This is a genomic window from Streptomyces sp. NPDC047014, from assembly GCF_040644195.1.
Classification (GTDB): domain Bacteria; phylum Actinomycetota; class Actinomycetes; order Streptomycetales; family Streptomycetaceae; genus Streptomyces.
On sequence record NZ_JBEYVX010000036.1, the window covers coordinates 17,173 to 32,507 of the forward strand.

10 protein-coding genes are annotated in these 15,335 nt (G+C 74.1%); 5 read left to right on the forward strand and 5 right to left on the reverse strand.

Going from position 1 to position 15,335, the window contains the following annotated elements:
• Positions 1-208 precede the first annotated feature (208 nt).
• Positions 209-4,228, forward strand: coding sequence for a type VII secretion protein EccCa (gene eccCa / locus ABZ873_RS20165; protein ID WP_360873608.1), 4,020 nt, complete (start codon positions 209-211; stop codon positions 4,226-4,228).
• A 22-nt stretch (positions 4,229-4,250) separates the two neighbouring features.
• Here eccCa and ABZ873_RS20170 read toward each other — a convergent pair whose 3' ends face one another.
• Genes ABZ873_RS20170 through ABZ873_RS20180 form a run of 3 tightly spaced genes read right to left on the reverse strand, consistent with a single transcriptional unit; the run spans position 4,251 to position 9,565 of the window.
• Positions 4,251-5,519 (reverse strand): S8 family serine peptidase, encoded by a 1,269-nt coding sequence (locus tag ABZ873_RS20170; protein WP_360873611.1) that lies wholly within the window; start codon positions 5,517-5,519, stop codon positions 4,251-4,253.
• Complete coding sequence (locus tag ABZ873_RS20175; protein ID WP_360873614.1) at positions 5,516-8,821, reverse strand: right-handed parallel beta-helix repeat-containing protein; 3,306 nt, start codon at positions 8,819-8,821, stop codon at positions 5,516-5,518. The genes ABZ873_RS20170 and ABZ873_RS20175 overlap by 4 nt, the downstream gene beginning before the upstream one ends.
• A gap of 21 nt (positions 8,822-8,842) precedes the next feature.
• A complete protein-coding gene (locus ABZ873_RS20180; protein ID WP_360873683.1) occupies positions 8,843-9,565 on the reverse strand; it encodes a type VII secretion system-associated protein in 723 nt (240 codons plus the stop codon).
• Positions 9,566-9,857: 292 nt separating this feature from the next.
• On the opposite strand from ABZ873_RS20180, the gene ABZ873_RS20185 reads away from it, so the two are divergent.
• Entirely contained in the window at positions 9,858-11,093 is a 1,236-nt protein-coding gene (locus ABZ873_RS20185) for a hypothetical protein (RefSeq protein ID WP_360873617.1), read from the forward strand.
• 54 nt (positions 11,094-11,147) lie between these two features.
• Here ABZ873_RS20185 and ABZ873_RS20190 read toward each other — a convergent pair whose 3' ends face one another.
• A complete protein-coding gene (locus ABZ873_RS20190) occupies positions 11,148-12,053 on the reverse strand; it encodes an NADP-dependent oxidoreductase (protein ID WP_360873620.1) in 906 nt (301 codons plus the stop codon).
• A 135-nt stretch (positions 12,054-12,188) separates the two neighbouring features.
• Here ABZ873_RS20190 and ABZ873_RS20195 point away from each other — a divergent pair, with 135 nt between their 5' ends.
• Both ABZ873_RS20195 and ABZ873_RS20200 read left to right on the forward strand, forming a co-directional pair.
• A complete protein-coding gene (locus ABZ873_RS20195; protein ID WP_360873623.1) occupies positions 12,189-12,575 on the forward strand; it encodes a helix-turn-helix domain-containing protein in 387 nt (128 codons plus the stop codon).
• Between the two features lie 118 nt (positions 12,576-12,693).
• Positions 12,694-13,071: a VOC family protein gene (locus tag ABZ873_RS20200; protein ID WP_360873626.1), complete on the forward strand. Its 378-nt coding sequence runs from the start codon at positions 12,694-12,696 to the stop codon at positions 13,069-13,071.
• On the opposite strand, the gene ABZ873_RS20205 is transcribed toward ABZ873_RS20200, so the two are convergent.
• The gene (locus tag ABZ873_RS20205; protein ID WP_360873629.1) at positions 13,049-13,732 is read right to left on the reverse strand and encodes a TetR/AcrR family transcriptional regulator; all 684 of its coding nucleotides are present in this window, start codon (positions 13,730-13,732) and stop codon (positions 13,049-13,051) included. The two genes, ABZ873_RS20200 and ABZ873_RS20205, sit on opposite strands and share 23 nt — an antisense overlap.
• Positions 13,733-13,791: 59 nt before the next feature.
• Here ABZ873_RS20205 and ABZ873_RS20210 point away from each other — a divergent pair, with 59 nt between their 5' ends.
• Positions 13,792-15,300 carry a monooxygenase gene (locus tag ABZ873_RS20210; protein WP_360873632.1) on the forward strand — a complete coding sequence of 503 codons (1,509 nt, stop codon included), beginning with the start codon at positions 13,792-13,794 and terminating at the stop codon, positions 15,298-15,300.
• Positions 15,301-15,335 lie beyond the last annotated feature (35 nt).

Sequence of the window (15,335 nt, forward strand, 5' to 3'; positions counted from 1 at the left end):
GAAGTCGACCGTCCCCCGCTCCTGCCGCCCCTGCTCGGACCGTTCGCCCGGTGTCCCCCGCGTCACGCGGGACCGGAGCGTCGGCAGGGTGCGGATCCCCGCCCCGCCGGGTGCGCCGGTGTCGTGTACGGGCCGGACGACAGTGACCGGAGGTTTTTCCTTGAGCGTGGTGCTGTTTCGCCGGCCGGCCCGCAGGCGCGGACCGCAGATGCCCGAAGGGCAGTTGACCCTCCAGGAGCCACCGGTCCTCGCGGAGACCGTGCCGGACACCTCGGCGATCTGGACCTATCTGCCGATGGCACTGATGTCGGTGTCCATGATGCTCATGTTCCTGCGGCCCGGCGGCGGGAACAGCGTCTTCATGTATCTGGCGATGGGCGTCATGGCGCTCTCCGCCGCCGCCATGCTGCTCGGACAGCTGATGCGCCGCTCCAGCGAACGCAAGCAGCGCCTTCGCGGTGAACGCCGCGACTACCTGCGATACTTGGCGCAGGTCCGCAAGCGGGTCCGGACCGCCATCGCGGAGCAGCAGCGGGCGCTCGCCTGGCGCCACCCCGAGCCCTCCTCGCTGCGCGCGCTGGCCCGTACCTCGCGGCTGTGGGAACGCCGCCCGGCCGACGAGGACTTCGGCGAGGTCCGCCTCGCCGTCGGCGAACAGCAGCTCGCCCTGGCCCTGGACCCGGTGTCCACCCGCCCGGTGGAAGACCTCGAACCGCTCTGCGCGCACGCCCTGCGCCGCTTCATCCGCGCCTACTCCACGATCCCCGAGCAGCCTCTCGGCCTCTACCTGCGCTCCTCGGCCCGGGTCCTGGTCCGCGAGGACATACCCGGCGAGGACGAGAACTCCCCCGGCGGCACCGGGGGCCTGCCCGGCGGCACCGAGGGTCTGGCCGGCGGTGACCCCGCCGCCGCGGTACGCGACCTGGTGCGCGCCGTGCTCGGACAGCTCGCGGTGTTCCACGCCCCCGAGGAACTGTGGCTCGCCCTGTGCGTCAGCGACGAGCGGCGGCCCGACTGGGAGTGGGCCAAGTGGCTGCCGCACGTACTGGACCCCTACGAGGAGGACGGCGCCGGCCAGGCCCGCCGGATCACCGCCGATCTCAACGAGCTCGACGACCTGCTCGGCGCCGAGTTCGCCGAGCGCCCCGGATTCGACCCCGACGCCCGGCCCGGCCGCGACGAGCCCTACACGGTCGTGGTCCTGGACGGCGTCACCGTGCCCGAGGGCCACCGCTGGGAAGGGCACGGCTACCGCAACGCCCTGGTCATCGACATCTCCGGGGCGCTGCGCTGGCGACCTGGCCGCAATACGCTGCGGCTCACCGTCGCGCCCGGCCGGGTGAGCCTGGTGCGTACCGACGCCAGCCGCAAGGAGCGCTCCGTACCGCTCGGCACCCCCGACCGGCTGGGCCCGCGCGGCGCGGAGTCCCTGGCCAGGCAGCTCACCGCCCGCCGGATGACGCTGGGTACCGACCGGGGCCAGCCGCTGGACGCCGACGTGGAACTGACCACCCTGCTCGGCATCCCCGATCTGCACCGGCACGACCCCGCCACCCTCTTCGGGCGGCACACCGGCCCCTCCCGGCTGCGGGTGCCGATCGCGGTCGGCGTGGACGGCCGGCCGGTCGCGCTCGACATCAAGGAATCCGCCCAGGGGGGCATGGGGCCGCACGGCATGCTCATCGGCGCCACCGGCTCCGGCAAGAGCGAGCTCCTGCGCACCCTCGTCCTGGGCCTCGCCCTGACGAACTCCTCCGAGACGCTGAACTTCGTCCTGGTCGACTTCAAGGGCGGCGCCACTTTCCTCGGCCTGGAGGAACTGCCGCACACCTCCGCCGTCATCACCAACCTCTCCGAGGAAGTCGCGCTGGTGGAGCGCATGCAGGACGCCCTGCACGGCGAACTCATCCGCCGCCAGGAGCTGCTGCGCGCCGCCGGCAACTACACCTCGGCCCTGGACTACGAGCGGGCGCGGGCCGCCGGGGCGGATCTCGCCCCGCTGCCGAGCCTGTTCGTGGTGGTGGACGAGTTCAGCGAGCTGCTGTCCACGCACCGGGAGTTCATGGACCTGTTCGTGATGATCGGCCGTCTCGGCCGCTCCCTGGGGGTGCACCTGCTGCTCGCCTCGCAGCGCCTGGACGAGGGCCGCATGCACCAGCTGGAGAGCCACCTCTCGTACCGCATCGGTCTGCGCACCTTCTCCGCGATGGAGAGCCGGGGCGTGCTCGGCGTACCGGACGCGTACGAGCTGCCGGCCCAGCCCGGCAGCGGCTACCTGAAATCCGGCGTGGAGCCCCTGACCCGTTTTCGCGCCGCCTACTCGTCGGGCACCTACCGGCGCCGTACGGGTGCGGTGGTGCAGGCCCGGGTGGCCAGCCAGGTGGTGCCGTGGAGCAGCGGCTGGGTGGTGCCCCGCACTCTGGAGGCCGCGCCCGAGCCGCAGCCGGAAACCGAGGAGACCGGTGACGAGGAGGCCCTGCTCGACGTGGCCCTCGACCGGCTGCGCGACTCCGGGCCCGCCGCCCACCAGGTGTGGCTGCCGCCGCTGGACGAGCCCTCACCGCTGGACGTGCTGCTGCCCGGTATCGCCCCCGACCCCCGGCGCGGCCTGACCGCCGCCGGCTGGTCCGGCACCGGCCGGCTGCGGGTGCCGGTCGGCCTGGTGGACAAGCCCTTCGAGCAGCGGCGCGACCCGCTGGTCGTGGACCTCTCCGGGGCAGGCGGCCATGTCGCCGTCGCGGGCGGGTCGCAGAGCGGCAAGTCCACCCTCGCCCGTACGCTGATCGCCGCCCTCGCCCTCACCCACACCCCCGCCGAGGTGCAGTTCTACTGCCTCGACTTCGGCGGTGGCGGTCTGTCCCAGCTCGGGGCGCTCCCGCACGTGGGCGGCGTCGCCGCGCGCCTCAACCCGGAGCGGGTGCACCGGACCGTCTCGGAAGTGATGTCACTGCTCGCCCGCCGGGAGCAGTTCTTCGTCGACCACACCCTGGACTCCATGCAGTCCTACCGCCGCCGCCGGGCCGCCGGGGAGTTCCCCGACGAGCCGTTCGGCGACGTGTTCATGGTGGTCGACGGCTGGTCCACGGTCCGCCAGGACTACGACGACCTGATCCCGAAGTTCAACGAACTCGCCGCCCGGGGCCTCAACTACGGCATCCACCTGCTCATCACCACCACCCGCTGGGTGGAGCTGTCCGCCCAGGTCCGCGATCAGGCCGCCACCCGGCTCGAACTGCGGATGGGCGATCCGATGGACTCCGAGATCGACACCCGCAAGGCCCGCTCGGTGCCGCGCAGCGGCGGTCGCGGCATCACCTCCGACAGCAAGATGCACTTCCTCGCCGGCCTGCCGCGCCTGGACGGCAGCGCCTCCCTCGAGGACCTGGGCGACGGTGTCAGCCACCTGGTCTCCGAGGTCGCCCGGCACTGGCCCGGCCCGGCGGCCCCGCAGGTCCGCATGCTGCCGCACCGGCTCCCGCTCTCCGAACTGCCCGCGCCCCAGCCCACCGAGGGCGGCGGCATGCGGCTGCCGCTCGGTATCGACCAGGACGCCCTGGAGCCGGTCTGGCACGATTTCAGCCGCACCCCGCACCTGATCGTGGTCGGTGACACCGAGAGCGGCAAGACGAACCTGCTGCGCCGCATCACCCAGGGCATCACCACCCGCTACACCCCGGACGAGGCGAAGATCATCGCGGTGGACTACCGCCGTACGCTGGTGGACGCCATCCCCGAGGAGTACCGCATCGGGCACGTGATCTCCCTGGACAACCTGAAGGAGACCATCGACGGCGCGGCCCGTGCGCTCAAGACCCGCGTCCCCGGGGCGGACATCGCCCCCGGACGCATGCGCCAGTGCGACTGGTGGACCGGCCCGCGCCTGTTCCTCCTGGTCGACGACTACGACATGGTCTCCAGCAACTCCTTCCAGAGTCCCTTCGAGCCGCTTTTCGAGAGTCTGACCCTCGGCTTCGAGATGGGTCTGCACCTGATCGTCGCCCGCAGCGCCATGGGCGCCGGCCGAGGGCTCAGCGACGGCCTCATCCGCCGCCTGGACGAGGCCAACAACCCCGCCGTGCTCCTGTCCTGCCCGCCCACGGAAGGCCGTCTGTTCGGCGACGCGAAGCCCCTCAACCTGCCGCCCGGCCGGGCCCTGTACATCGCCCGCCGCCGGCCCCGGCTGATGCAGACGGCTCTGGTGGAGGACGGTCAGGGCCTGCGGGACTGACGGGGAGCGCCGCGGGCGGGTCTCAGACCTCGCCCGCGGCGCCCGCCCGCGCCGGACGCCAGCGGCGGGCACGGGCCCGGGCGAAGGCGTAACCGGCCCACAGGACGGCCAGGACACCGGCGGAGCCCAGCAGTACGAAGACGGTCGCGCGGCCGGTGGCACGGTCGGCGGCGGAGGTGTCGCGGACCGTCAGGGGAGCCGCCGCGCGCTCGGGGCCGGGGGCAGCGGCGGCGGGGTCGAGGGCCTTGGTGACCGCCGCGTACGGGTCCAGCTGGGGCACGTCCGCCGGGTACGCGGTGGCGGTCAGACGGCGTACGACGGCGTCGGGCGGGGCGTCGGGGAGCGCCGCCCGGACCAGCGCCGCGGCCCCCGCGACATAGGCGGTGGCCACCGGGACGCCGCCGCCCAGGTAGTGCCCGTCGCCGCGCGGGCCGCCGGAGACCACCCCGGCGCCGGGAGCCATCAGGGCGATGCCCTCGGTGGGCACGGAGCCCTCCGGGCGGGTCCCGCCGGGGAGCATGTCGGCGACCGGCAGGACGCCCGGCTCACCGGCGGGCCAGTAGGTGCGGGAGGGGATCTCGCCGGTGGCGTTCCTGGGTACGTCGGGGGTGGCCGCGGCCACCACCACCGCACCCGCGCGGCGGGCCTCTTCGACGGCGCGGGTCAGCGCCGCGTCCCGCTGCGGGAAGGCCGCCGTGACGGCGATGACCTGGGCGCGGGCCGCGGTGGCCTCGCGTACCGCCGCCACGACCAGCTCCGGGCTCGCCTGCCCGCGCGCGTCGGTTCCGCGCAGGGCCAGGATCCTCGCCTCCGGGGCGACCCCGGCCAGCCGCGGCTCGTCCCCGCCGTTCCCGGCGATCAGCCCGGCCAGGAAGGTGCCGCGCCCCACGCAGTCCTCACCGGCCGTGCCCTGGGCGGTGACCCGACCATCCAGCCCGGCGGCGCCGGGAGCGACACCGGTGTCGATCAGCGCGACGGTGATGCCCGCGCCGGCACCGTGCCGGTGCGTCCGGTCCAGGTCGAGGCGCTGGCGCGACCAGTCCTGCGTCTTCGCCTTCACTCCGGAGGCGGGGGTGCAGGCCCCGTCCGCGGCTCTCGGATCGAGTGCGGAGGGCATGACGGGCAGCTCCTGGCCCTTCTTCGCGTCGGGCTTTCCGTCGGCCTTTCCGTCGGCCGCCGGCAGCTGCGGCCGGGGGGCCGCCTGGGCCGCGGCGGCCCCGGGCAGCAGCAGGGCGGCGGCCAGGCCGGCGCCGGACAGCCGGCGGGCCGTCCGGCGGGCGGCGGGCCTCACCGGAACGTCTCCTTCGGGGCCGCGGCCCTGACGTCCGCGGGCAGCAGGACGCGCAGGTCGTCGAGGGTGGGCGCGGCCACCGCGCTGAGCCGTCCCGCCTGGCGGGTGACCATCGACTCGACCACCTGGCGGGCCAGGCGGGCATTGCCGAAGGAGCGGTCCCGGGGCACCGCGTCGAAGTACTCCTTGAGCAGCGGGCCGGTACCGGGTCCGCATTCGTAGCCCATGGCGGCGGCCTGGGCGCGCACGATCGTGACCAGTTCCTCGGAGGAGTAGTCGGCGAAGGCGATCCGGCGCGGGAAGCGGGAGGACAGGCCCGGGTTCGAGCCGAGGAAGCGCTCCATCTCCTCGGTGTAACCGGCGACGATGACGACCACCTCGTCGCGGTGGTCCTCCATGAGTTTCAGGAGGGTGTCCACCGCTTCCTGCCCGAAGTCGGCGCCGTCGCCCCGGGGGGTGAGGGTGTACGCCTCGTCGATGAACAGCACACCGCCACGGGCCCGTTCGAAGACCTCGCGGGTGAGCTGCGCGGTGTGCCCGATGTAGCGCCCGACGAGGTCGGCGCGGGCCGCCTCGATCAGCTGGCCCCGCTGGAGGACGCCGAGCTGGGTCAGGATCTCCCCGTAGAGACGGGCGACGGTGGTCTTGCCCGTACCGGGCGGGCCGGTGAAGACCAGGTGGTTGCTGAGCGAGGGCACCGGCAGCCCGGCGGCGGCCCGGTGGCGGGCGGTGGTGATGAGGTTGACCAGGTCCGCGACCTCGCGCTTCACCTCGGACAGGCCGATCATGTCGCCGAGACGGGTCAGCGGCTCGTCGTCCGCCACGACGGTCTCGGCGGAGGCCGCGGAGACGTCCTGCGGCAGCAGCAGGCGCAGATCGCGTTCACCGACCTGCGCCTGCGTGCCGAGGCGGACGGCCTGCCGGTCGACCATCTCCTCGAACACCCCGCGCGCGGCACGGCCGTTGCCGAAGCCGGCGTCGCGCGGCATCGCACCGAAGTGCGCGGCCAGGGCCGCCGCGGTGCCCTCCCCCAGTTCGTACTGGTGCTGGGCGCACATGCTCTCCATGATCGCCACGAGTTCGGGCACCGAGTAGTTCTCGAACTCGACGGTCCGGGAGAAGCGGGAGGCGAGACCAGGGTTGGAGCCGAGGAAGGAATCCATCTCGCGGGAGTAGCCGGCCGCGACGACCACCACGTCCTCGCGGTGGTCCTCCATCAGTTTCAGCAGGGTGTCCACCGCCTCGCGGCCGAAGTCGGCGCCGCCGTTGCCGCTGTCCGCGGTGAGGGTGTACGCCTCGTCGATGAACAGCAGGCCGCCCAGTGCCCGCTGGAACGCCTCGGTGGTCTTGATCGCGGTACCGCCGACGACCTGCGCGACGAGGTCCGCGCGCGAGACCTCCACCAGGTGTCCGCTGCGCAGCGAGCCCAGCTCGGCCAGGATCGCTCCGTAGAGGCGGGCGACGGTGGTCTTGCCGGTGCCGGGCGGACCGGCGAAGACCAGGTGCCGGCTCATGGGCGGGGCGGGCATGCCCAGCTGCTCGCGGCGCTGGGCGAGCTGGGTGAGGTTGACCAGGGTGCCCACCTGCTGCTTGACGTTCTCCAGGCCGATCAGCGCGTTGAGGGCGCCGAGCGGGCCGTCCGCCCGGTCCGTCGGGGGCGCGTCCGCGGAGCCGGAGCCGGCCGGGTCGGTGTTCTCGGCGCTGCCGGAACCCCAGGCGTCCCGCTTGCCGTTGCCGGTGCTGTTCAGGCCCTCCACGGCGAGCCGTTCGCCGGGCGCCGTCTGCACCAGGCCGCCGCCCTCGTTCTCCAGTGCCTGGCAGTTGACGAGCGAGACCGGCCCGGTGGCCTCCACGCGGAAGCCGTCCTGGGCACCGCCGGTGACCTCGCAGCCGCTGAGCGAAGCGAGCGCGCCCTCGCGGATCAGGAAGCCATGGCCCTTGGGGGCGTGCACCACCGTACGGTTGGCGGTCAGCTCGCCGCCCGCGCCGACCACCACGCCCTCCTCGCCGGAGGTCTCGACGCGGAAGTCGCGGACGGTCACGTTGCCGCCGTCCTCCACGACCAGCCCGCTGGTGACGGGGTCGGAGACCCCGCCGCCGGCCAGGTAGAAGGTGCTGCCGGAGGCCACCCGCACACCCGCGCCCTTGGGACGTACGATCTCGCAGTCCTCGGCGCGGCCCCGGGCGTCCCGGGTGGCCGTGATCCCGTCGCCGGAGGGCTCCACCAGCCGGGCACGGCGCAGCAGCGGGCCGGCGCCGTCGAGGACCGCGACGGCGGGCGAGCCGCCCAGTACCTCCAGGCGGTCCAGTTCCGGCGCCGCGTTCTCCTCCAGCAGCAGCCCGGCTCCGTCGCAGTCGCGGACCGTCAGGCCGGTCAGCGCGGGTGAGGCGGCCCCGGCGACCCGCAGCGCCGCGCCCTGCGCGCCGTCCACCCAGCAGTCCTCGAAGGTGCCGCGCGCCCGGTCGGTGACCAGCATGCCGTTGCCGCGGACCCGCGAGACGCGGCAGCGGCGCAGTACCGGGTCGGTACCCCCGGCCAGCGCGATCCCGTTCCCGGAGGCGCCGGTGACGCGCACGTCCTCCAGCGTCGTACGGCCCGTGCTGCTCAGGTGCACGCCGGTGCTGGTGTCGTGCACCACGGTACGGACCACCGTGACGGAGCAGTTCTGCTCCAGGGCGATGGAGGGCTTGTCGGTGGAGGAGATGTCGCAGTCCTCGACCCGGCCGCGCGTCTCGCCGTTGGCGAGCACTCCGTTGCCGCGGGCGTCGCGCACCGTGCAGCCGCGGATGCTCGCCTCGCCCTGCTCGGCGAGGACAAGGCCGCTGGTGCCCAGGTGCTCGAAGGTGCAGGACTCCACGGTGGTGGGCGTGGTCGAGGTCACCACGATGCCCGCTCCCTGCGGATTGCTCACCCGGCAGTCCCGCAGCGCGAGGGAACCCGTCCCCCCGGCCAGCATGGCGGTCCAGGCCGCGCCGATGACCTCGCAGCCGTCGAGCGCGGCCTGACCGCGCCGTACGTCGACGGCCGGCAGTTCGGCGTCACCGCCGCGCAGGGTCAGCTCGGCGAGCATCACGGCATCGGCGCGCAGCGTGACCACACTGCCCGAGCGCGGCCGTATCTCCACCGTGCCCCGTCCCTCGGCGGCGGAGAGGGTGACCCTGGTGTGGATCACCAGGTTCTCCGCGTACGCTCCGGGCCGGACGCTGATGAGCGCACCGGTACGAGCGGCCGCCAGTGCCTCTCCGATGGTCCGGTAGCGGTCCTGTTCTCCGGGTCCGACCGACAGTACCTGGCGCGACACGAAACAACCCCCTTGCTGTGGCTACGACTTCACCCTACGTGTCCCCTGTGCGGGGTCGTGTGCCGGTGGACCGACGGTGTCATCATGCCTTGCTCCCGGGGGGAAGAGGCTGTCCGCCGGGACGAACAGGGGGGCCGCGGCCCCGGCGTTGACCAGCAACAGGGCTCCGGCGGCGCTCGCCGACCGGGCCAGTTCCTGTGCCGGAAGTGTGTCATGGTGAAGCGTCGCGGACAGGAACGCGTGCGCGGGCGAGGTGAACAGGAGGATCACCGGCGCCCCGTCCCGCCCGGCGGCGGTGAGCGGCTCGCCGTCCGGCCCGCGCACCACGGTGACCTCCGCCTGTGCCAGCGCGGTGATCGCCTCCTGCACCGAACCGTAGCCGGTGGCGGCCCGCTGCGCCGCCTCGTCCACCGGATCGGTGGGATCCGGCCAGCCGAGGAGGCGTGCCGAGGGCCGGTAGGCCGGATTGGGGCGGAACTCCCCGACGCTCCCGCTCTCGTCCGACTGCCACTCCCCCAGCACGGCCCACTCGGGCGGCGTGCGTTCCTGCGTCCACTCCGGATCCACCACCCCGATCCAGTGCCCCGGCGCCCGGCGGGCCGCGGCCCGCACGGCCTCGGGTATCTCGGGTGTCTCGGGTGTCTCGGGTATCGCGGGTGTCTCGGGGACTTCGGCGGCGGCCTCGGTGGCGCCGGGGGCGAACGCGTCGCCGCTCAGGCCCTCTTGCCGTACTCCGGGCTCCATCTTCACCTGAACTCTTGGTTCCGTACGGCTCATTGGATGCCGGAGGGCATACGCGCGAGCGGACGCTGATCGGATCGGGAAGCCAACAGGATGCCACATGGGCCGGGGCCGCCACCGCGCCGGGCAGGGGAAGTCGGAGGACGGGACCGGGGCCGGACCGGTTAGTCTCGACGCGGCACCCGACCAATGCCCGCCGAACTGGGAGGCGTTCGCCCGGCACGTCCACCGCGCGCGCCCACCGCGCGGGTGCGGGCCGACCACCGGCGGTTGCGCTACCGAGGAGGAGTACCGCATGTCCCCCCAGCACCACACCCCCGGCGCGAACACAGAGGCGGCCGCCGCCCGCCCCGGGGAGGCCGGGGCCGCACCGGCGCCCTCCGCGCCGGAGGGCAACGCGCCGGGCCCGGCCGGAGCCCCCGCGGCGGAGTCCGGCACCGCCCCGACGGAGCCGGCCACCGCCACCGCTCCCCCGGCCGCGGCCACCGCCACGCCCCCCGCCACGACCGAAGCCACTCCCGCCGCGTCCGCGGGCACGACCGAAGCCACCCCCGCCGCGCCCGCAGCCGCGGCCGCCGCTACCGGCACCGCGCCCGCGGCCACCGCCGCCGCCGGCACCCAGGGGCCCGACGGGGCCGTCGCGGTGGCAACGGCCGTCGGGACCACGCCGCCCGGGGTCACGGCCGCCACCGGCGTCGGCGGCGGACGCCCCCGCAAGCCGATCCTGGCAGGGGCCGCGATCCTCGGCGCCGCCCTGATCGCCGTACCGCTGCTGCTGGCCGGAAGCGCGAAGGACGAGAGCCCCGACACCGCCAAGGGGCCGGCGGCCGAAGGCGCCGACACGGTCCTCAACCCGAACGACGCCCGCGCTGCCCTCGACGACTACGCTCCCGCGCAGCCCAGTTCGCCCCCGGCGCCGGAGCCGCCGAAGGAAGAGGCCCCGAAGCCCGCCGACCCCGAGCCCGCCGCGCCCGCGCCCGCGCCGGAACCCAGTACGAGCAGCCCGGCCGAGAAGAAGCCCGAGCCCGCACCCCCGAGTGAGCAGCAGGCGGAGAAGAAGCCGCAGCCGCGCACCGCGGCCACGGCCGTGCAGGAGCTGGCCGCACGCGGCGGCCGGCACATCTGCTACCGCGTCTACCTGGCGGACCGGGGCTGGCAGGCGCCGGTGTGCGACGGCGCCGAGGCCGGCACCTTCGGCAAGGACATACCCATCAAGGCCATCAACATCGCCTCCGCCGGGACCAAGGGCGTCCGCGGCAACGGCGCCCACGTGGTCGAGGGCTGGAAGACCGGGTCCAAGTGGGCCTCGGCCGTCGACGGCGTGGACATGTACCTGGGCAGCACCAACAAGGCGGACTCGCCCCTGCAGGGATTCACCATCATGGCCGTGAACGGCGTCGCCTGCCAGAACGCCCAGGTGAAGGGCAAGAACTGGATGGGCCTGGGCTGCACCCAGCCCGGCAGCTGGCGGTACGGCGGCAGCCCGATGGATCTCAAGCTCCAGCTGAGGGGGGTCCGTTTCACCGTCTGACCCTCTGCCCCTCCATCCCTCCGACTCTCCGCGCCTCTGCGCCGTGCCCCCGCCTCAGATGCGGACCACGATCTTTCCGCGGGTGCGTCCGCGCTCGGCGTGCGCGTGGGCGTCGGCGATCCGTTCCAGGGGGTAGGTCTGTTCCACACGGGGCGTGTAGCGGCCCCGCCGGCCCAGTTCCGCGGCCGCGGACAGGAGGGCGGGGTCGTTCTCCGCGTTGACCACGTGCGTGCCCAGCCGCTGCCCGCCCGCGTGGTCGGCCACCGTCGCGACGCGCGCCGGGTCGCCCGTGATGGCGACGAGGTCGTCGAGGGATCCGGAGGCCGCGGTGTCGAGCGCGAGGTGGACACCGTGCGGGGCGAGCGCGGAGAGGCGCCGCGCGAGGCCGGGGCCGTAGGTGGTGGGAACGGCGCCGAGAGCGGTGAGGAACCCGTGGTTGCGCTCACTGGCCGTCCCGATCACGGTGGCGCCCTGTGCCACGGCGATCTCGACCGCCGCGCTGCCCACGCCTCCGGCCGCGCCCTCGACGAGAAGGGTGCGCCCCGCGAGGGGGCCGAGCGCGTCCAGGCCGCGCATCGCGGTCACGGACGCGAGGCCGGCGCCGGCGGCCTGTCCGTCGTCCCAGGTGCCGGGGGTGGGGGCCCAGGCCGAGAGGACGACCAGCTCCGCGGTCGCGCCGGTGACCCCGGTCAGCCCGAAGACGCGGTCACCGATGCTCACCCCCCGCACCCCGTCACCGATCGCGTCGACCACACCGGCGGCGTCGCGCCCGGGAATGGCGGGCAGCTCCAGGGGAAGCAGCCCGTGCAGGGCGCCGGCGCGCAGTTTCCAGTCGATGGGGTTGACGCTCGCGGCCGTGGCGCGGACACGTATCTCACCCGGTCCGGGGTGGGGCTCGGGAGCCTGCTCGATCACCAGGTTCTCCGCCGTGCCGTATGCATGGAAGCGGGCTGCACGCATGATGTCCTGCCTTGCCTGTATCGGTCGGAATGAGGGTGCCGGCGCCGGAATACCTGCCGTCGCGTCGGCGCTCCGGAAGATATCCAGAAGGTCGGTCACCGGATGGATACCGACACCGGAGACGGAGATTTCCCGATGACGCAACGGCCGCCGCTGCCCGCCGACTTGTTCGACGAGCTGTGCCCGTCCTCGCTGCTGCCCTTCCGCTTCGGCGACAAATGGGCGGCCATGGTCCTCCACTGCCTGGAGGACGGCCCGCGCCGCTATTCGGAACTCCGCGTGCCCCTGCACCGCGTCACCCCGAAGTCGCTCACCCAGTCGCTCCGCGGCCTGGAGCGGGACGGATTCGTGTCCCGCACGGTGCACACCGACCCGAAACTGCGGGTGGAGTACGCCCTGACGCCGCTGGGCCGCAGCGCGCTGGAGCCGCTGGCCGCGACCTGCCGATGGGCGACCGAGCACTGGGACGCACTGCTCGACGCCCGCGACGGCGAGCACTCCGGAGCGCCTGCTCCGCGGTGAGGGCGGAGGGCGTGGTTTCCCTCAGGTGCCTCTGTCACCGAAAAGTGCGTTCTTCCGCGCCGGAGCGGGCCCGCCTACGGTTTTCGAGTCAGCGGAAGCGATCTGCGGGAGCATGGCCATGACCATCCTGAGGACCTATGCCCGCCTGTGGGCCGACGACCTCGACGGGGCTCTGCCGCTCCTGGAACGACTCACCGGGGAACAGCCGCATCTGCGGCTGGCGTTCGAGGCGGTCGGTCTCGCCGCCATCGGCCATTTCCTCGTCATCGCGGGGCCCGCCGAGGAGCGCGCGAAGTACACCCACGCCTCGGCCACGGTGGTGGTCGACGATCTCGACGCCCTCCAGGTGACCCTGGAGTCCGCCGGCGCCACCCTGACCACTCCCGCGACCGCCGGCCCGACGGGGCGTTTCCTCTACGCCCGCCACGCGGACGGGGCGGGCGTCGAGTACGTCGAGTGGAATCCCGAGCTGGTCAGCAGGGTCCTCGGCGCGTGAAGCGTGCCCGCGCCTCGATGCCCGACATGAGGAGGGCCAGGCCGAATTCGAAGTGCGGGGCGTAGTCCGGGTCGGTGAGCGTGGGCAGCGCGGCCGTCAGATGGGGGTACGCGCCGGAGGAGACGGCCCCGCGCAGGACCTCCGGGTCGGCCGGGAGACCGCCCTCCCCCTCCCCTACGGCCTGCTCCTCCAGGGTGTGGCCGACGGTGAAGTGGACCACCGCCACCATGGTCCGGGCCGCGTCCGCGTCGCTGAATCCGGCCTCCCGCAGGACACCCGTGCAGGTCTCCGCGAAGCCCAGGGTGGCCGGGCCGGTGGAGTGCGTCCCGGCGAACACGCGGGCCCCGTCGCGGTGGGCCAGCAGGGCCTGCCGCAGGGCCCCGGCCAGGCCGGTGAGGCGGTCGCGCCAGTCCGCGGCGCCCGTCGGGGCGTCGATTCCGGCCATGATCCGCTCCGCCATCGCGGTCAGCAGGTCCTCCTTGGTCCGGAAGTACCGGTAGAGCGCCCCGGCCTGTACGCCCAGCGCGTCCGCCAGCCGCCGCATGGTCAGCGCGTCGAGTCCGGACCCGTCCAGCAGCGTCAGGGCGGTTTCGACGGTGCGCGCCTGGTCGAGGCGTGGGGGGCGGCCGCGGGCCGGGCGGGGGGTTGACGGATCGCTCATGGACGCCATCATAGTGAACAGCGTTCACGTGAACGCTGTTCACTAATGTGGAGGTACCCATGACCGCCGATGTGATCGTCGTCGGGGCGGGCCCGACCGGGCTGATGCTCGCCTGCGAGCTGGCCCTGGCGGGCGTCCGGCCGCTGGTCGTCGAGCGCCGCCGGGAACCGCAGCGCGATTCGAGGGCGCTGACGCTGCACCCGCGCAGCATGGAGCTGATGGACATGCGGGGGCTGGCGTCCCGCTTCCTCGCGGCCGGCACCACCACCCCGGACTGGCATTTCGCGGGCCTGGGGACGCGGCTCGATTTCACCGTGCTCGACAGCCGCCACGCGTACACCCTGTTCATCGCCCAGGCCCGCACCGAGGCCCTGCTCGCGGAGCGGGCGGGCGAGCTGGGCGTGGAGATCCTGCGGGGGCACGAGACCGTGGCCGTACGCCAGGACTCCGAAGGCGTCGAGGTGGAGGTGCGGGCGCCCGGCGGGCGGCGGACCCTCCGGGCGGCGTACGCGGTGGGCTGCGACGGGGGGCGCAGTGTGGTCCGCGCGGCGGCGGGGATCGGCTTCCCCGGTACGGACGAGACGCTGACGGGCATCCTCGGCGACTTCGAGACCGTGGACCTGGACGATCCGGGGTTCCGGCGCGCGCAGGCCCGCGGCGTGATGGTCGCCCCGCTGGAGGACGGGGTCACCCGGGTGGTCTACCTCGACCCCGCGCGGATGCGGGTCCCCTCGCGGGAGCCCGTGACCCTGGAGGAGTTCCGCGCCTCCCTGACGGAGATCTGCGGCTCCGACTGCGGTGTGGACCGGCCGCGTTGGCTGTCCCGCTTCGGCAACGCGAGCCGCCTCGCGGAGCGTTACCGGGCAGGCCGGATCCTGCTGGCGGGCGACGCCGCCCATATCCACTTCCCGGCGGGCGGACAGGGCCTCAACACCGGCCTGCAGGACGCCGCCGCCCTGGGCTGGAGGCTGGCGGGCGAGATCAACGGCTGGGCGCCGTCCGGGCTCCTCGACGGCTACGACGCCGAGCGGCGGCCGGTCGGCGCGGCGGTGGTGGAGAACACCGAGGTCCAGACGCTGCTGGGCGAGCTGGTCCTCGTACCGCAGTACGCGCGGCCCGCCGCCGCGCTGCGCGGGATGCTCGACGAGTTCCTGGGAGCGGCCGAGGTGAACCGGAAGCTGGCCGAGCGGGTGTCCGCCCTGGGCACCGCCTACCCCGCCCGCGGTCCCGGCGCCGACCCGTCGGAGGGGCGGCGTATGCCGGACATCGGCCTGACGGCGGCGGGATCCGCCGCCGAGCGGTTCTACGAGCTGACCGTCCACGGCCGTTTCGTCCTGCTGGACCTCGCCGGGGACGAGGCGCTTCCGGCGGCCGTCGAGGCGGGGTGGGGCGGCCGCGTGACGGCGGTGACGGTGACAGGGCGGGACCACCACCCCGACCTGGCGGGTGTGGCGGAGGTCCTGGTGCGCCCCGACGGCCATATCGCCTGGGCGAGCCGGACCGCTGACGCGGCCGCGCGGCGAACCGAGCGCACGCGGGCGCTGACCGCGTGGGCGGGCATGCCGTAGGACTCGGCGGGCAGGAGGGGAATACCTAACTCCTC